Annotated in this window: 21 protein-coding genes and 1 riboswitch; of the genes, 10 read left to right on the top strand and 11 right to left on the bottom strand. The window is 41.3% G+C overall.

Features of this window, described 5'->3' with window-relative positions; translation table 11 throughout:
- Window positions 1–175: 175 nt before the first annotated feature.
- From QUF78_RS06115 to QUF78_RS06105, 3 genes are all read left to right on the top strand, one after another.
- Entirely contained in the window at window positions 176–409 is a 234-nt protein-coding gene (locus QUF78_RS06115) for a hypothetical protein (RefSeq protein ID WP_289323978.1), read from the top strand.
- A gap of 134 nt (window positions 410–543) precedes the next feature.
- The gene (locus tag QUF78_RS06110) at window positions 544–2,001 is read left to right on the top strand and encodes a SulP family inorganic anion transporter (protein WP_289323977.1); all 1,458 of its coding nucleotides are present in this window, start codon (window positions 544–546) and stop codon (window positions 1,999–2,001) included.
- A gap of 85 nt (window positions 2,002–2,086) precedes the next feature.
- Window positions 2,087–2,233 (top strand): hypothetical protein, encoded by a 147-nt coding sequence (locus tag QUF78_RS06105; RefSeq protein ID WP_289323976.1) that lies wholly within the window; start codon window positions 2,087–2,089, stop codon window positions 2,231–2,233.
- A 99-nt stretch (window positions 2,234–2,332) separates the two neighbouring features.
- Here the strand turns inward: QUF78_RS06105 and QUF78_RS06100 are convergent, their stop codons facing one another.
- Window positions 2,333–3,262, bottom strand: a complete 930-nt coding sequence (locus QUF78_RS06100) for a manganese-dependent inorganic pyrophosphatase (protein WP_289323975.1) — start codon at window positions 3,260–3,262, stop codon at window positions 2,333–2,335.
- 293 nt (window positions 3,263–3,555) lie between these two features.
- Window positions 3,556–3,735, top strand: a riboswitch (cobalamin riboswitch).
- A 140-nt stretch (window positions 3,736–3,875) separates the two neighbouring features.
- On the opposite strand from QUF78_RS06100, the gene QUF78_RS06095 reads away from it, so the two are divergent.
- The 4 genes from QUF78_RS06095 (at window position 3,876) to QUF78_RS06080 (ending at window position 7,964) form a co-directional block, all read left to right on the top strand.
- Entirely contained in the window at window positions 3,876–6,173 is a 2,298-nt protein-coding gene (locus tag QUF78_RS06095; RefSeq protein WP_289323974.1) for a ribonucleoside-diphosphate reductase subunit alpha, read from the top strand.
- A gap of 45 nt (window positions 6,174–6,218) precedes the next feature.
- Window positions 6,219–7,271: a ribonucleotide-diphosphate reductase subunit beta gene (locus QUF78_RS06090; protein ID WP_289317647.1), complete on the top strand. Its 1,053-nt coding sequence runs from the start codon at window positions 6,219–6,221 to the stop codon at window positions 7,269–7,271.
- Window positions 7,261–7,680, top strand: coding sequence for a flavodoxin domain-containing protein (locus tag QUF78_RS06085; protein WP_289323973.1), 420 nt, complete (start codon window positions 7,261–7,263; stop codon window positions 7,678–7,680). Before QUF78_RS06090 ends, QUF78_RS06085 begins: the two co-directional genes overlap by 11 nt.
- Window positions 7,681–7,796: 116 nt before the next feature.
- Window positions 7,797–7,964 carry a hypothetical protein gene (locus QUF78_RS06080; protein ID WP_289323972.1) on the top strand — a complete coding sequence of 56 codons (168 nt, stop codon included), beginning with the start codon at window positions 7,797–7,799 and terminating at the stop codon, window positions 7,962–7,964.
- Between the two features lie 70 nt (window positions 7,965–8,034).
- On the opposite strand, the gene cspD is transcribed toward QUF78_RS06080, so the two are convergent.
- Window positions 8,035–8,232: a cold-shock protein CspD gene (gene cspD, locus QUF78_RS06075; protein ID WP_289323971.1), complete on the bottom strand. Its 198-nt coding sequence runs from the start codon at window positions 8,230–8,232 to the stop codon at window positions 8,035–8,037.
- 198 nt (window positions 8,233–8,430) lie between these two features.
- The gene (locus tag QUF78_RS06070) at window positions 8,431–8,922 is read right to left on the bottom strand and encodes a hypothetical protein (RefSeq protein WP_289317650.1); all 492 of its coding nucleotides are present in this window, start codon (window positions 8,920–8,922) and stop codon (window positions 8,431–8,433) included.
- A 115-nt stretch (window positions 8,923–9,037) separates the two neighbouring features.
- Between QUF78_RS06070 and QUF78_RS06065 the strand changes: the two genes are divergently transcribed.
- Window positions 9,038–9,517: a GNAT family N-acetyltransferase gene (locus tag QUF78_RS06065; protein WP_289327245.1), complete on the top strand. Its 480-nt coding sequence runs from the start codon at window positions 9,038–9,040 to the stop codon at window positions 9,515–9,517.
- Here QUF78_RS06065 and modB read toward each other — a convergent pair.
- A complete protein-coding gene (gene modB / locus QUF78_RS06060) occupies window positions 9,479–10,132 on the bottom strand; it encodes a molybdate ABC transporter permease subunit (protein ID WP_289323970.1) in 654 nt (217 codons plus the stop codon). The genes QUF78_RS06065 and modB overlap by 39 nt on opposite strands.
- A 255-nt stretch (window positions 10,133–10,387) precedes the next feature.
- Between modB and spx the strand changes: the two genes are divergently transcribed.
- On the top strand, window positions 10,388–10,783 hold the full coding sequence (spx, locus tag QUF78_RS06055) for a transcriptional regulator Spx (RefSeq protein WP_057912582.1): 396 nt from the start codon (window positions 10,388–10,390) through the stop codon (window positions 10,781–10,783).
- Between the two features lie 67 nt (window positions 10,784–10,850).
- Here the strand turns inward: spx and QUF78_RS06050 are convergent, their stop codons facing one another.
- From QUF78_RS06050 to QUF78_RS06030, 5 genes are all read right to left on the bottom strand, one after another.
- Window positions 10,851–12,281, bottom strand: a complete 1,431-nt coding sequence (locus tag QUF78_RS06050) for a HAMP domain-containing sensor histidine kinase (protein ID WP_289323969.1) — start codon at window positions 12,279–12,281, stop codon at window positions 10,851–10,853.
- Window positions 12,271–12,960: a response regulator transcription factor gene (locus QUF78_RS06045; protein WP_289317653.1), complete on the bottom strand. Its 690-nt coding sequence runs from the start codon at window positions 12,958–12,960 to the stop codon at window positions 12,271–12,273. Before QUF78_RS06045 ends, QUF78_RS06050 begins: the two co-directional genes overlap by 11 nt.
- Before the next feature lie 290 nt (window positions 12,961–13,250).
- On the bottom strand, window positions 13,251–14,180 hold the full coding sequence (locus QUF78_RS06040) for a cation diffusion facilitator family transporter (protein WP_289323968.1): 930 nt from the start codon (window positions 14,178–14,180) through the stop codon (window positions 13,251–13,253).
- Window positions 14,181–14,378: 198 nt separating this feature from the next.
- A complete protein-coding gene (locus QUF78_RS06035; protein ID WP_289323967.1) occupies window positions 14,379–14,507 on the bottom strand; it encodes a hypothetical protein in 129 nt (42 codons plus the stop codon).
- Between the two features lie 88 nt (window positions 14,508–14,595).
- Window positions 14,596–15,345, bottom strand: a complete 750-nt coding sequence (locus QUF78_RS06030) for a metallophosphoesterase family protein (RefSeq protein WP_289317656.1) — start codon at window positions 15,343–15,345, stop codon at window positions 14,596–14,598.
- 216 nt (window positions 15,346–15,561) lie between these two features.
- On the opposite strand from QUF78_RS06030, the gene QUF78_RS06025 reads away from it, so the two are divergent.
- A complete protein-coding gene (locus QUF78_RS06025) occupies window positions 15,562–15,714 on the top strand; it encodes a YjcZ family sporulation protein (protein ID WP_289323966.1) in 153 nt (50 codons plus the stop codon).
- A gap of 45 nt (window positions 15,715–15,759) precedes the next feature.
- Here QUF78_RS06025 and QUF78_RS06020 read toward each other — a convergent pair whose 3' ends face one another.
- Together QUF78_RS06020 and QUF78_RS06015 are read right to left on the bottom strand one after the other, a co-directional pair.
- Window positions 15,760–16,371 (bottom strand): DedA family protein, encoded by a 612-nt coding sequence (locus tag QUF78_RS06020; RefSeq protein ID WP_289323965.1) that lies wholly within the window; start codon window positions 16,369–16,371, stop codon window positions 15,760–15,762.
- Window positions 16,372–16,719: 348 nt separating this feature from the next.
- Window positions 16,720–17,685 carry an NAD(P)H-dependent flavin oxidoreductase gene (locus QUF78_RS06015; RefSeq protein WP_289323964.1) on the bottom strand — a complete coding sequence of 322 codons (966 nt, stop codon included), beginning with the start codon at window positions 17,683–17,685 and terminating at the stop codon, window positions 16,720–16,722.
- Window positions 17,686–17,764: the final 79 nt, after the last annotated feature.

Below are 17,764 nucleotides of genomic sequence, written 5' to 3'. Positions count from 1 at the left end.
AGCATCCCTTTAGTCATGATGATTTCTTAATATTCAAGTACAGTTGTTCTTTCATAGGATCCCATTCCGAGGCTTATTCTGCCTCTCTTTCAATCAGGTTTTAATGGGGAGGCATAAACTCCACTTCCAGTTCAATACAGCCCAATTTAAATGCGTCCATTGCCTTATTGGCTAAATGTATCATTCCAATTCACCGACAACTGGATGCCCACCGCAATTCATCCCCCCATTTTTGGATAATCGTTTCATTCAGTTTCGAAAACCCTATCGAAGTGCTTTACAAAAAATGTTTACCGATTCATCGTATAGTAAGATCGAGGTTTCTTCAGCCTTGGTTTCCTCAATTATAGAACTGGCACTTCTTGCACCAAATCTTCCTTCTGAGCATACTCCGTTCATTCGCCTGTAAATGATAAGACATGAATAGCCCTCAATTTGTCGTTTATATTATCCATATAGATAGAAAGAAGTACTCATGCTATAATTTAGTGCGTTAAAAAAGAAGATTAACACACATAAGTAAAAGAAAGAAGGAGTGTTTCTTTGAATACATCTGCATACAAACAGGAATGGTTTGGCAACGTTCGAGGAGATGTTCTATCCGGAATTGTCGTTGCCTTGGCATTGATTCCAGAGGCGATTGCCTTTTCGATCATTGCTGGTGTAGACCCAATGGTTGGTCTATATGCCTCATTCTGCATTGCCATCGTCATCTCTTTTGTCGGCGGAAGGCCGGGAATGATATCGGCTGCCACTGGAGCAATGGCACTCGTCATGGTCGATCTTGTTAAAGATCACGGCTTGAACTATTTACTTGCTGCAACAATATTGACGGGATTGCTCCAAATTTTACTAGGGGTTTTCAAAATCGGGAAATTAATGAAGTTCATCCCAAAGCCAGTCATGACTGGTTTCGTGAATTCTTTAGCCATCTTGATTTTCACGGCACAGCTCACCCATTTCGTCGGCGAAACATGGATCATGTATGTCATGACAGCCGTTTCATTAGCTATCATTTATCTTTTTCCGCTGATCTCGAAAGTCATTCCTTCACCACTTGTCGCCATCATATTCATGACGATCGTTGCAGTTACTACGGGGGCTACGGTACGGACTGTTGGGGATATGGGGCAAATGACCGAAGCACTTCCGATGTTCATGCTTCCAGACATCCCTTTGACCTTCGAAACTTTGGCGATCATTTTTCCATATTCCATTGCCCTGGCGTTTGTGGGGTTGCTTGAATCGTTATTGACAGCTCAAATAGTCGATGGAATGACTGACACGGACAGTAATAAAAATAAGGAAGCCAAAGGCCAAGGAATTGCTAATATCATCGCCGGATGTTTTGGCGGCATGGCAGGATGTGCAATGATCGGTCAATCCGGTATCAATATTAAATCAGGAGGAAGGGGCCGACTCTCCACTTTTGTAGCTGGCGCATTCCTTATGGTATTAATCGTGGTACTGAATGACGTCCTTATTAAAATACCGATGGCTGCACTTGCAGCAGTCATGATCATGGTTTCAATCGGGACATTTGACTGGTCTTCCCTAAAGAGGCTCAATAAGGCTCCAAGGACGGATGCAGCCGTGATGATCGTGACGGTCCTCATTGTCCTATATACGCATGACTTATCAAAAGGGGTATTGGCTGGAGTGCTCTTGAGCATGATTTTCTTCTCAGCTAAAATTTCTAAAGTGGCTGTTGAGAAAACGGAAGACATCCATGCTAAGAAAATCACTTATCGTATTAGCGGACAAATATTTTTCGCTTCGGTCCAGGACTTTGTTTCGAAGTTTGATTTCAAGGAAAAAGCCGATGCAATCATCATCGACTTTTCCCTCTCTAAAATATGGGATGCTTCTGCAGTCGGTGCTGTTGATACGGTTGTCCTAAAATATCAGCTACGAGGTACACCTGTCCAGGTGCAAGGCCTCGATGAGGAAAGTTCGTTATTGCTGGAAAAACTCGCTACATCCGAAAGTAAAATTTCTTGAAGAAGTAAAACTCTGCTGAATAGAAACTTTTCAAACCGACAAAATAGATAACATGAAATATTTCCTTTTGAAAGGAGCGAAAAGCATGACATCCGAGCAGGATTATACGGCAGCAAATCTGTCACCAGATTTATTGAATGAACTGAAAAGCTTTGAAAGCAAACTTGGCGAGGAAGCCAATAAAGAACTGATTGTCATCGCCTATGAAAAAGAAAAGGAAACTTTGAATTAAGAAAAAAGACTCAAACACCTTTAAATGGATGGTTGAGTCTTTTTTTGCATGTACAGAAAAAGGATGCCCACGTTTTTAATGAGCACCCCTTTCCCTATATTATTTACTGAATACGCCCGTTAAGACCGGCACGATTTGTTTTTTACGCGATACAACGCCCTCTAAGACGGCGATGTTATTGTTTAATGAAACGTCATATGCTTTTTCCACTGCGTTGGCTGCTTTACCAAGAGCCAAGGCAACAGAATCATTGGTCAGGATATCCGTTACTACGAATAGGAATAAATCCAATTCCTTCACAGCGATGACCGATTCAATGGCTGCTTCTAGTTCGGCTTGCTTAGCAAGGACTTCGTTCGGATCAACAGCATTGACCTGAGCTATCTCCACTTTAGCCATGCCCATGGAGAATTCTTTTGCATCAAGAGTGATAAGCTGGGCAATCGTTTTGTCGCTCAAGTCAGCTCCCGCCTTCAACATTTCCAAACCATATGTTTCAGCGTTGACTCCCGCAATATCAGCCAGTTCCATAGCTGCTGCAACGTCTTGCTCCGTGCAGGTCGGCGATTTGAACAATAAAGAATCCGAAATGATGGCAGACAGCATAAGACCTGCAATCGCTTTTGGGATTTCAACGCCGTTTTCTTTATAGATTTTATTTAAAATGGTTGCCGTACAGCCAACTGGTTCCGCACGGTAATATAAAGGATCGCTTGTTTCAAAGTTAGCGATGCGGTGATGGTCGATAACTTCCAACACACGTACTTGGTCAATATCTTCAGCACTTTGCTGGCGTTCATTGTGATCGACCAGGATCACGCCATCAGCTTCCCCTGCCACTTTTTCCACAAGACGAGGAGCTTCGAATTTGAAGTGGTCCAACGCATATTGAGTTTCACCATTCACTTCACCCAGACGAACTGGTTCAGCGTTGATACCTAACTGCTTTTTCAGATCTGCATAAGCGATTGCTGAACAGATTGTGTCTGTATCCGGGTTTTTATGTCCAAAAACTAATACTTTTTCCAAGATTTTATCTCCTTTTTCATAAATATTTTTCCGCGAATCCCCTTATCGCAATAAAGGAGAGCCACCTTTACTATACACTTTATTTTAACACAAAATCCCCTAAATTCAGCGCTTGAATTACCCATTCCCCAATAAAATCTTTCATTCTTTCACCCTCTACCTTCTCTTTGTCAATAGATAAGGGTTGGTTTTTCTCAAATATATTAGTTGAATTATCATCGTATATGGCTTACGATAATATAAGCAGAAATACTAGATATTGATTACATAAACAACACCAATAACTATATATAGATTTTTTTGTAATCCAAGGTGCCAGCGATGGCTGAAAAGGGAATCCGGTGCGAACCCGGAACTGTCCCCGCAACTGTAAATGTGACGAAATGAGAAACCACTGTATAGCTCTCTATACGGGAAGGACTCAAAGTAGGATGATCATGAGTCAGGAGACCTGCCTTGAATTTTTCACGTTTCTTATTCTTCGGGGATTGAGATGATGAAACGATAGCATAATGGCTATTTTTTCATGGCTCTTTTATTCTATCGTTTGATCCGCTCAATTCATTGGGCGGTTTTTTTTTATTTTAGCGGAAGTTTACAAGGAGGATTATTAATGACTCAAACATATAACTCTACCATAAGTGAAAATGACACCGACACGAATTCCATCCAGCTTGAGATGTTATCGAAGGAATTTGAAGGCCGTCTCGATATGGAAAAGTTCAAGAAGCGTTTTACAAAATGGCTTGATCGCAAAAGTGACTCAACCGAAGAACAGGCATCAAAGAAACTGATTCAGCTCGCTCTGGAAAGTGTCGATATCGATGCTCCCGATTGGACGTTCGTTGCTGCAGCAGAACTGTTGAATGCGATGTATAGGGATGCACAAGCCAATCGAGGTTATGAAGGCATGAGTTATGGCCCATTCTATGAACTGATCACGGAACTCTCCCAACTTTCAGAAGGCCAGCGTTACCCCATCTATAAATCAGAACTGCTCTCTTCTTATACGAAAGCGGAAATTGAGGAATTGGGTTCGGTGATCGACCCGGAAAAGGATAAATTATTTTCTTACATAGGCATCTACTTATTAAACGATCGCTACCTAGCCCGCCCAAAAAAGGACAAGGTCTACGAACTGCCCCAAGAGCGCTTCATGATCATCGCGATGGAAATCATGCGATTGGAAAAAACGGAGCACCGCCTGCAACTTATCAAAGAAGCTTACTGGGCAATGTCCAACCTTTATATGACTGTTGCGACACCTACACTCTCCAATGCAGGAAAAACGCATGGACAGTTAAGCTCTTGCTTTATCGACGCAATTGAAGATTCCATTGATGGTATCTACCTATCTAACTACGATGCCGCAAAAGTATCAAAATTCGGCGGCGGTGTCGGTCTTTACGTTGGTAAGATCCGCTCGCTTGGTTCCGATATCCGTGGTTTCTCTGGAAATAGTTCCGGCACGACTCCTTGGATTCGACTGTTCAACCAGACAGCTGTCAGTGTCGATCAACTGGGGCAACGTAAAGGTGCCATCGCGATTTACTTGGATGCCTGGCATAAAGATATCATGAGCTTTCTTGATTTGAAGACGCAAAACGGGGATGACAGATTAAAAGCCCATGATATTTTTACGGGTGTATGCATTCCTGATTTATTCATGGAGGCTGTACGTGACAGAAAAGAATGGTATCTTTTCGATCCGCATACCGTCAAGCAAACCCTTGGATTCTCACTTGAAGACCTCTACGACGAGAAGAAAGGCGAAGGAAGCTTCAGGAATCATTATGCACTTGCTGTCGAGGCCGCAGAAAATGGTTCGCTTCCAAACTATAGCTTTGAAAAGATCAATGCGATGGACATCATGAAAAGCATCATGATTTCTCAATTAGAAGAAGGCGTACCATATATGTTCTACCGCGATGAAGTGAACCGGAAGAATCCAAATAAACATAAAGGTATGATTTATTGTTCTAACCTTTGCACCGAGATTGCTCAAAACTTAAGCCCTTCGACGATCACCGATGAATACGAAACAGAAGATGGAGATGTCGTTGTTGTTCGTAAAAGCGGCGATTTCGTTGTCTGCAACCTTTCATCCATTAACTTGCCCCGTGCGGTGAGCAGCGATGTTTTGGAAAGGTTGATTCCCATTCAGATCCGGATGCTGGATAACGTAATCGATGTGAATAATCTTCCGGTCAAGCAAGCATCCATCTCGAACAAACGTTACCGGGCAATTGGTTTAGGAACGTTTGGATGGCATCATTTACTTGCCACACAGAATATTTATTGGGAATCGGATGAGGCTGTTGAATATGCCGATGCATTATACGAAAAGATCGCTTACTTAACGATCAAGGCATCCAATGAATTGGCTAAGGAAAAAGGAACGTACCCATATTTCGAAGGATCGGATTGGCATACAGGGGAATATTTCGAACTGCGTGACTATACGGATCAAAAATGGATGGATTTAAAAGCAAACGTCCAGGAACACGGGACCCGTAATGGATATCTAATGGCCATTGCCCCCAATTCATCGACCGCCAAGATCGGTAATTCCACGGATGGGATCGATCCTTTGTATGAAATTGAATTTTACGAGGAAAAGAAAAACTTTAAATTCAAGGTGACCGCACCAGGCTTGACGCCAAATACGTATGAATATTATAAAAAGACCCGATTTAATTTGGATCAACTGGAAAGCATCAGGCAAAATGCTGCCCGCCAACGCCATATTGACCAAGCAATCAGCTTTAATCTGTATGTACACAACACAATCAAAGCCAAGGTCCTATTGGATATACATTTAACCGCTTGGGAATCCGGGTTGAAATCAACATATTATGTTCGTTCAACTTCTTCCGAATATGACAATGCCTGCGAAAGCTGTTCAAGTTAACGACAACCATAACCCAGTAATCTACTCTTAAAGGAGTTTTCACGAATGACAAATCATATCAAAAAGATCCGGATGCTGGAACCAACGCATCCAACTAAAGCGACAGGTGTTTTCAAAGGAGAAGCTTCAGGCTTTCTCCTTTGGAACGATATTCAGTACGAAAAATTCTATGATACCTATACTCAGCTCATCAATAACTTTTGGAAACCATCGAGCGTGAACATGATTCAGGATAAAAAGCAGTGGGGCGAATTGGACGAAGATATCCAGGACGCTTTTCTTGATATCCTTACGATGATTGCTGGAATGGACAGTCTACAAACGCCCACTTTAGTAGAAATCCTTCGGTACATCAAAGATCCGGCGGCAAAAGCTATCCTGGCCAATATGGCCCAGCAGGAATCCATCCATAATGAATCTTATTCCTATATCCTTGCTTCCCTGATCCCAGTAGGCAAGCAAAAACAGCTTTTCGACCGCATTAAAGAACATCCTGAAGTAATAAAGCGTAATCAACCGATCGTGGATGCCTATCAAACGTTCGTGGACGATCCAAGCCCCCAGCATTTATTCGAGGCACTGATCCATTCAACGAACCTCGAAGGGATCTATTTCTATTTGGCTTTCGCTTTCTATTATAATTTAGGACGCCAGAACCTTATGACCGGTTCGGCTACGATGATATCCTATATTCATCGCGATGAAATGGTCCATTTCGATTTCATTGGAATGCTCGTTCAAATCTTGATGTATGAATATCCTGAGTTAAATAATGAAGAAAACACGAAGTTCATTTATACAACGATTGAAAAAGCCGTCGAACTCGAAAAGGAATGGTCTGAATATATGCTTGAAGATATCCAAACCAAAGCCGATCTCGATTTGGAAGAATTCAATGAATACATCGAATATATAGCCAACAAACGGTTACGCATGCTAGGCCTTGAAAACTTGTATAAAGAATATAGCGAGAACCCGATGCCATGGATCAAAACGTTCGATGATGAATCCATCGGCCTTACCAAAACCGATTTCTTCGAACAGAAGTCTAGGACATACAGTCAAGTAAATGCCAGCAATGGGTTCGATGAGCTATAAAGTTGCCATTGTCTATCATTCTGCCGGAGGCAATACAAAAGCGCTTGCTGAAGCCATCGCTTCCCTATTACCTAAATCTGAACTATATCGAATGAATGAATTTGATTTACGTACATTACCGGATTACGATGCATTGATCGTTGGTACCTATACATGGGGAAACGGCGAGCTGCCTGCTAAATCAGCAGCACTTTATACAGAACTGGAGCAGCTGTCAATTGCTCATCTTAAAACGGGAGTATTCGGAACTGGTGAAACCAACTACAATCATTTTTGTGGGGCGGTAGATCATTTCCGGGACATGTTATTTGCCAAGAGCCAGTTATTGGTGACATTGAAGATAGAACAAATGTATCAAGAATCGGACTTGTCCAGACTTCAAAAGTTCGCCTCGCTATTCCAGAACTGACTGAAAGGAGATATGCATTTTCGCATATCCCTTTCAGTTTTTTAAAAATAAACTTAGTTCCGTGTATCATAGCAAGGGTGAACATGAAGTATAATGAAGGAAAAAAGGAGATAAACATGTCTGATAATATAACTCAGTTCCTGCCTATCCTTTTTATGCTAGTGCTTGTCGTATTCGTTATATTCATTGTGTTTTACCTGACAGGGCATTTTAATCGTTCAAAACGGATCGAAGAAAAATTGGACAGAGTATTGAAGGAAATGGCCGAAAAAAAAGAAGCATGAACGTGGCTTCCCTTACAAGGAAAAAAATAAAAAGACTCCAGAATCGGAGTCTTTTTTTATATGCGTTCAATTATTTTTGAACGTTAGCTGCTTGTGGTCCACGAGCGCCTTGCTCGATTTCGAAAGAAACTTCTTGGCCTTCTTCAAGCGTTTTGAAGCCGTCGCCTTGGATAGCTGAGAAATGTACGAATACGTCGTCTTGGCCTTCAACTTCGATGAAACCGAAACCTTTTTCTGCGTTAAACCATTTTACTTTACCTTGTACCATGATAGTTCCTCCTGTGTTTGGAAAAATCCATTTTATTACTATTTTTGGTTCTGGATAATGTTTCAAGAGGAATCCTATAACAGTAAATCCTTCTATCAAACTTATTCCGAACAAAAATAATTACTAATATTATATCATGGGAAATCCAAAAAAAACATGATTATCACAGTAATTCAACCGACAAATTATCCTAAAATTCTACATTTTTCGCTTCTTGCTTTGACGGAAGCCTTCGTCCAATAAGTAGCGTTCCGCCTCTACTGGACTCTCGAAACACTCCTCCAGATTCGAACCTGAATACACGTTCCAAAGTTGGTCTTCCCTTTCAAGTGAAAGCTCTTGCTTTTCACGTCCAATCCATGTTCCTTCCAACCTAGCGAACTCGTTTTCCTCTTCCTCGATTTCAACAGGAGGTTCAGAAAGATATTCCATGCTTTTTTTGATTAGTTCTTTTAATTCCGCTTCATTATAGTCACGTATATTGATGAACCCTTTACGGTCAGTATCTTTTTTTCTCATATGGCCGGCGTAAACGAATCCATTTCCATTAGGATGCAAATGCTGAACGACGATCTTTTTCTCCTGGACACTTTCCGGATAATGGAAATTCACACGTCCCAATGAAACGTCTTTTCGCTGTAATTCCGGAAAAGTTTCAATGATGCTCAATTTTTCTTCAAATGTTAACAAATTTCTTCCTCATTTCATTAGTTCATATTGTTTGTCGATTATAACACAGACTGATAAGAAACAATAATCTCCCTCTTCCATTATAATGTAATGAAAGGGAGTGATTTGATTGATCATGAAAATTCGGGACTTGGACTCCGATTATGGCCGGCAGCTTTATAAACTTCAAAAAGCATCCTATAAGGTGGAAGCGGATATGATCGGCTATGCCGATATCCCTCCATTATTGGAAACATATGAACATTTCATTCAATGTAATGAATCGTTCATATGCTTTTTAAAGGGGGATGCCTTAGCAGGAGCAATATCCTATACAAAGGAAAATAGGCTAATGCGTATTTGCCGAATGGTCGTCCACCCCGATTATTTTCGGCAGGGTATTGCGGATGCCCTGTTGACTGCTCTTCAATTACAAGGTGGCTGGGATACGATATCCGTATCGACCGGTAAAATGAACCTGCCTGCGCGGAAGCTTTATGAAAAAAACGGCTTCACCCATAAAGAAGACATAGAGGCCGCACCTCTCTTTTTCATAAGCAGCTTCGAGAAACAGCATTCATTTTATGTACGTCACGACAAAAAGCATAATGAATGAAATGACGATGATTACCGCAACCCATAGCCATGCCAATGTCATATTCCCGGAGTCCATGGCGATATAAATCGCCGTTGGTATCGTTTGTGTCTGTCCGGGAATGTTTCCGGCAAACATGAGTGTGGCCCCGAATTCCCCCAACGCACGTGCAGAACTCAATATGCCACCTGTGACGATGGATTTGACTGCCAATGGAAGGGATACAAACAGGAACAATCTCCATTCGCCGGCACCGTCAACCCTTGCTGCATTTTCAATTTCTTCATCAATGCCCTCAAAACCTGTTTTAGCGGATTGGTACATAAGCGGAAAAGCCACCACAGTGGATGCAATGACCGCCGCCCACCACGTGAACATCAGGGACTGATCAAAAACCCTTTCAACGAATTGGCCTGGCATTCCATTATTCCCAAAAATCACGATCAATAAAAAACCTACGACAGAAGGAGGCAGAACAAGCGGCAATAAAAATGCTGTTTCCAACAGGACTCTTCCCCTGAATTGCTTTTTAGCCATCATACGCGCAAGAATAATCCCGATAATGAAAACAAGGATACCCGCTAATCCTGCGACCTGTATCGATAGCCTGACAGGTGACCAAAAATCCCCTGTCATAATACTATCCGCTCATCCATCTTATTTATGAGCCTATGCTGGTGCTTGTTCGGCATTTTCACCGAATCGGTTTTTTTTTCATTAAAGGCAGATTGCATTTCATTTTCTCCCTTTCTTTTGAAATAACTTTTAAGTTTATTTTTCTTGACATCTTGCTGACACATAGAAACGTTAAAGTAAGAGTATCACAAATGTAAAAATAAATTCATTCCAATAAACTTTAAAACTTTGAAACTTTGAAGGAGTCGATTTTAAATGGTAACAATTTATACTACTCCAAGCAGTTTAGCCTGTCGTAAAGCAAAAGCTTGGCTTAAGAAAAATGAAATTTCATACAATGAACGCAACCTATATTCCCAACCTCTTTCTATAGAAGAAATAAAAGAGATTTTACGTAAAACGGAAGGCGGAACAGATGAAATCATCTCAACCCGTTCCAAAAAATTCAAAAGCCTGAATATCGATATAAATAATACACCACTTAATGATCTTTGCAAGCTTATTCAAGATAACCCTGATCTACTCCGCAGGCCGATCATTTTCGACCATAAGAACTTGCATGCTGGATATAATGAAGAAGAAATGGGACGCTTCCTTCCAAGGAAGGTCCGTCATGTACAATTATGGCGTGCAATCAGCCAATTGGCATAATTAGTTAGCATGTTACGTGCAGTTGCATAAAAGAAGGGTTGTCCATTAAAATCGGACAACCCTTTTTTTATATCTGATTCACTTTCTCTATAATGATCGTGAAGGTGGTACCTTTTTCATTGCTATCCTTAAGAACAAGATCTCCCTTTTGCGCTTTTGCGAGCATTTTACTGAATGGCAGTCCCAAACCTAAACCACGTACTTTCAACTTTTTGTTTTCCCCCCGATAAAATGGTTCGAACACAAATTGTTGTTCATGTTTTGGGATTCCCCGGCCACTGTCCAGTACATCAATGAAGATTCGTTCTTCATCCTTTTCATAAAGGTGAATCGCAATTTTCCCGTTGCCATCAAGTGCATGCCTGGCATTATTCAAAAGGTTAATGACGATTTGCTGCATCCGCAATGAATCAATTTGACCAAAGACCGGTTCATCAGGTACTTTTATCTCAAAAGCGAAAGCTTGATCATCATCCTGGGTCACTTGCCAGCGATAAGCGATTTCCTGGATGAATATATTGATATTTTCTTTTTGCACCCGAATTTTAAAAGCTCCTGCCGATATGGCATTATAATTAAGTAAATCCTCTATCATATCTTGCAGACGTTGAGTTTCCTTTAAGGAAATATCGAGGAATTCCTTACTTTGCTCTCCCGTAACGACCTCATCCTTAACCGCTTGTATGAGTCCGCTAATGGAAGTGACTGGCGTTTTCAAATCATGGGTTACGCCTGCAAGCAATTCCGCCCGCAATTTCTCCATGACCTTCAATCGATTGGTCATTTCCTTAAAAGATTCTATCAGTTCATAAATTTCTTCTTCCTTGATCTCCTCTTCCTCTTTGAAATGGATATCGTAGTTGCCTTCACGAACCTGGACAGCAGCGTTAGCTACGTCTTGGATGGGTCGCGAAATCTGCCTGGAAAGAAAATAAATGACTCCCGTCCCCAGAATTAGAAGGCCTCCAATCATGATTGCCAATAAGCCATGATCTTGGTTGATTTCCTCCAATGCCCCTTCTTCCTGTGCAATGACCACCCAGCCTCTCGTCTCACCATTAAACGTAATCGGGGATTTGACGACATATACTTTGTTGTCGGAAATCTTGACCTTCTGGATTAACTCCTTATTTTTCATAATGACGTCCGGAAGTTTATTTTCATCCGGATCGATATACAATTGAGGCATCGTATATATGATGCTGGCATCGGGGTCGACGATATAGATGATTGGCTGTTGGTTCAAATGAAGGATTTTCTCCCTTTCCTCAACAATCTCCGCAAGGATCGGGCCAACGACAATCTGACCATTTTCCTTTATCGCACGGTCGGATGTTTCATCAGCTAAGTACTTAAGGAGGCTAAGCCTATATTCCAAAGCTGTTTTTTCCATCCACCATAAGGAAAAAACAGACAATAATATCAAACCGGAAATCAAGGTCAATACGTATCTCTTAGTCCAATATCGTTGTAAAGTGGTTCTTTTTTTAGTTTTCATAGACACTCAATTGATACCCCAATCCACGCAATGTTTTTATTTCCCCCTCAGTTACAGGCCATGCATCAATCGCCTTCCTGATCCGTTTGATCGCCAGGTCCACGGCACGGTCACTGCCATCATAATCCATACCCCATACTTGATCGAGAAGTTGTTCTCTCGTGAAGATTTGATTAGGGTGCTTAGCGAAAAAAATGAGCAGCGACAAATCACGCGGAGTCAAGTTTATTTCTTCCCCATTCAATTGCACCATATAAGACTGGTCATCGATGGTTAAACTCCCAAACTCATGAACATGTTCATCTTCCGCAACAACTGTCGAGGACCTTCTTAAAACGGCATGCACCCGGGCCACGACTTCTTCGGCAACAAATGGTTTGGAGATGTAATCATCCGCACCTGACTTAAATCCGGATAATCGGTAATCTACATCGTTCAGTGCCGTCAACATGATAACCGGGCATGTATCGTCCTCCCGAATTTCCTTCAATATATCCCAGCCTTCCTTTCCAGGCAACATGACATCAAGCAGGACAAGGTCTGGCTTCGCATCTTCAAAAACCGGAATGGCTTTTAGTCCATCGTATACTTGGACTACATTAAAACCTTCACGCTCCAAATATGCTTTCAATACCATCGAAATGGCAATTTCATCTTCTACTACAAGAATTTTCTTCATATAGGGATTCCTCCTTCCTGAATTATAGTGGAATCATTTTGTATATGCTAACTATTAAAATAATCAAAGCTTTTTTCCTCAATCTTACCCTTTGAATGTGTCAGGATTATGTTCGCAGACCGATGTTTTCACTTAGTATTTTCCATAACTTATTTTGTACAAGTGTTCTCGACTCATTTTACAGGGATGCATCTGACTGGTTCAATAAAGTCATATGGATATGAAATCGCTTGTAAAAACTTATGATAACACCCTTAAGAGACTGGCTCTAACTTAGAGCCGGCCTCTTTTCAATTACATGTCTCGTGTGGATTCGGACAGCCTGCCTCCTGCCTTTCCACTTGAATCGTGCTATGTTCAATTCCAAACTGATCGTGAAGAAGTTTTTGAGCTTCTGCTAGAACTGAATCGTGATTGCCCCCCTCATCAATGACAACATGGCAACTCATTGTCAAAAAACCAGAAGTAATCGTCCAGATATGGAGATCATGGACATCGGATACACTGTCCAAATCCATCAAGGATGCTTTTACGTCATCCATATCGACTTGGTCGGGTGTGCCCTCCATCAAGATATGGAAAGAATCCCTCACCACCCTAATACCGCTGATAATAATTAAAATCGCGACTATGACGCTCGCAATCGGATCCGCTATTCCCCAATCGAAAAAATAAATCAAAAGTGCGGCAGCAATGGCTCCCACAGATCCGAGCATATCGCCCATCACATGTAAAAAAGCACTCCGAACATTCAAATTGTCTTCCTTATCCCCGCTCATTAATATCCATGCCGCAATGACATTAACCAGTAAACCAATGATTGAAATCATTAGCATTCCCAAGCTTTGCACTTCAGGGGGATCCACGAACCTCTTAATTGCCTCTATGAAAATGAATACGGATATAACGATCAAGGTCAATCCATTCAAACAGGCAGCAATGATTTCAAACCGTTTATATCCATACGATTTGGTCGATGTCGCTTTCCTTTCCCCCAACCTTATCGCTGTATAACTAAGTCCTAAAGCTGCTGCATCGCTAAGCATGTGACCTGCATCCGACAGTAAAGCCAGACTATTTGTCATGAATCCCCCAATGACCTCAACTACCATAAATGTGGAGATCAATAAGAAAGATGCCAACAACACTTTTTTATTATTAGTATGATGGTGGTGGTGTCCGTGCCCATGATCATGGGAGTGACCATGATGATGTCCCATGCCATCCCTCCTCTCGGATTTAAAACTTATATATAGTATGGGATAAATCCAGAATGGTTTCAAATGATTCACTTCACGGGTTCACCGCTGGAAAAAATGTATGCCCTGATCCATTTAGCGGGGATCAATACTCTGCCTTCAACCATTTCAAAGCTAAAAATAAACGCTACAGACATTACCTGCAGCGTTCCTTCCAATTTATCTTTCCTCTTGCATCGTATCATCGACAATGGCGTGTAAATCTTTATTAAACAATTCATTATTACAGACAAGACTGTGTCGTTCCATCTCTTCTTGCTCTTGATTTACCTGATCTTTTTCCTTCATAACCTACCTCCAGCATCATCATGTTTTGCCTATTATCGTATCCACAGGCATGTACATTTATGCTGAATATTTCCCCATATTTCATCATTTATGAACGCACCTGCTGTCCCCCATGGAAGGCCCGTATAATGAATTCATACTCGGGAACCAGTAAGCTTTTATACGATAACAGAAACGATGAATTATCATAGAGGACTTTTTCAAGATTTACCTGTATACCTGTATTTTCAATCGTCACAATGGCATAAGGAGCAATTGGTTCACCATTACAGCCTAGAGATCCCGGGTTCAGATATATCGTTCGGTCATTTTTAAAAAGGTGGGTAGGGTGATGATGTCCAAATCCTATTAAATCGTGATGCTCATCTTTGAAAAGCGTTTCTAAGTTATTTAAATTCGGTTCAACGATTTTACTAAATGGATTTTGGCTAATGTGCTCATCCAATTTCTTCGATTCCATATGATAATGGGTGAAGTAAACGGAGTGATCATTAATGATATGCTGTATGGTGCGAGGCAATTTTTCCAGTTTGGTTATGAAATTCCGATGCATTCTTTCAGCTATCCATTCATGATGCTCCTTTACATGAATATGACCGTCCGGATGCGGCTCCCCGTTAATGATGGCCAGGACAGCTTCATCATGATTTCCAGTTATCATCGATAAATCATTTCTTGCAAATAAAAGTTCAAGGACTTCATTTGTATCCGGGCCAATCCCAACCATGTCTCCCAAACAATAGATATGATCTATATCATCCCTTTGATCAATATCCCTAAGAACGGCTTTTAACGCTGAAGCATTACCATGCACATCCGTTATAATGGCAACTCTCATGACTAAGTTCAGCTCCCTTCCCCCATAATCCATATGGTATATTATAACATTTTAAACGAAATCAAAAAAATATTCGGGCTTATTCCCCTTGATTTACCAACGCCCATTTTTTATGAATAAGCAAACACTTCGGCCTAGAATACATAGTATGAAGTATTCCCGGTAAAGATGTTTTACTAGGTATGTAATTCATAAAATGTATGAGGAGGAAATTAAATGGGTGGAAATGGTAACGATTGTTGTGGCGTTGGTGGCGGCTGCGGCGGTTTCGATAACGGATTTGCATTGCTGATCGTATTATTCATCTTGTTAATCATCATTGGATGCAGTTGGGGATTCGGCGGCGGCGGCTTCGGTGGATGCTGCTAATAATGAAAGAAATGAAAAAGGCGCCTGATCATGGCGCCTTCTTTGTTATTGATTGACTTTTATTTTTTCTCTTTGCTTTTGTTTTCGAGTCTTCATAATGAACCAAATGACTATAAGTGCAATGGGTATAAGCAAGAAATTCGCATATTGTGAAAAGATGGCTCCCGCCTGCTCCCAGCTAGGTCCTAACTTAAACCCTAAATAAACATAAACGCTTGTAACAGGAAGCATCGCCATATAGGTATATAATATGAATTTCCAAATATTCATTTTCAATATTCCGCATGGTAGCGACACGGCGGTACGAATACCTGGTACAAACCGTCCAAAGAAGGCAATTCCCCCACCATACCTTTCAAAGAAGCGGTCAGCTTTGTTCAACTGCTCATCTTTGATCAAAAAGTATTTTCCGAACTTTAATACAAGCGGTCTCCCGCCATACTTGCCTAAGGCATAAAGCGTCAATGGTCCCGTTACCCCACCTAGCGAACCGGCAAGGATAGTCAAGTATAAATTCATATCCCCTTGATAAACCCAGTATCCTGCCAGTGGCAAAACTATTTCAGCAGGAATGAATTCAAAAGTCAAAGCTAGCAAAACACCGAAATAAGATAAAGATTTAAACGCTTCAATCATATCCATTATTAAAGTTTCCATTGAGGTTACCCCTTTTCTAACTTTTATTACATATAAAAAGGGGTGCTCCAAGATGAATCCGGGCACCCATGATGTCAAAAAGGACATTTTCCATTGTATCACAAGTTAACCCGCATTTTTCCATAATGTTATCCTAAAACAATGTTCTTATGGAGTCCATGTTTTGTTATCGGGCTATTTACTACAGAACTAAGCTTGTAGGAAGAACGATAATAATAGAATATCGATGGTCCCGAAACGAAAAAAACTTGAGGACGAATTGACCTCAAGCATTCAATATAGTTAACCAAGTGAATAGCCCCTAAATGGGTTGAGATGTACACATGACAAAATCGATACCCTTAGTTCTCAAATCATAAAGGGGGTGGAAAGCCTACTCAATCCATCTTCCAAATGCCTTTTCGCGTCTTTCATCATGCCATCAAGTAATTCCTTAACCGTCGGTATATCGTCAATCAATCCGGCAACCTGGCCGCTGTTCATAAAACCATTATCAACATCACCGTTCATCGCACCATTAATATGGTGGACTTCCGAGGTCATTTCACGGTAATCAATAGGAGACAGTCCCTGTTTTTCCAAATCCAGGACTTTCTCCGTATATCGGTCCTTCAATACTCTTCTTACCTGGCCAACGGATCTGCCCAATATAAACGTATCATTGCCCATCGCTTCGATTAGTTTTTGTTTATATGATGGATGGAACGGTGCTTCTTGTGTAGCGATCAGCCTGGTTCCCAACTGGACTCCTGACGCTCCCAGCATCAACGCAGCGGCCAACCCCTGTCCATTGCCTATTCCGCCAGCGGCCAAAACCGGAAGCGTCACATGCTTGCTAATTTGCGGAATGAGTGTAAAGGTCGTCAATTCCAGGTTCGAATTGATGCCGGCAGCTTCAAACCCTTCAGCTACCAACACATCGGCCCCTGCAGCTTGCGCTTTTTGCGCGTGCTTGACCGATGCAACGATGGCAATCACTTTAATATTCTTTTTTTGCAATAGTGGAATGTAAGGGGCAGGATTTCCCGCAGATAAGGAAACTACAGGAATATCATGCTTCAGGACAAGATTGATTAACTCATCTGTATATGGACTAACGTTAATCGGAATGTTCAACGCAAAATTGTTATTGGTTTTATCTTTGGTTTCGAGAATGATGGCTTCTACCTGTTCAGGATTCATGGTACCACATCCTATTGTCCCTAAGCCCCCTGCATTGGATACTGCAGCGGCAAGACTTGCATTGCTTATATTCCCCATGCCGCCTTGAATAATGGGATATTTTATCGAAAAAAGCTCACAAATATATTTCACTTTCATCCCTCCCTATCCATTTAATGTTATACTATATTCATCAGAAAAACAATTCTGACTTTTCCAAAAGGAGCGAGAC

This window comes from Peribacillus sp. ACCC06369 (genome assembly GCF_030348945.1).
GTDB lineage: Bacteria > Bacillota > Bacilli > Bacillales > DSM-1321 > Peribacillus.
The sequence above is the reverse complement of the archived record's forward strand: the minus strand, read 5'-3'. Positions and strand labels throughout refer to the sequence as shown.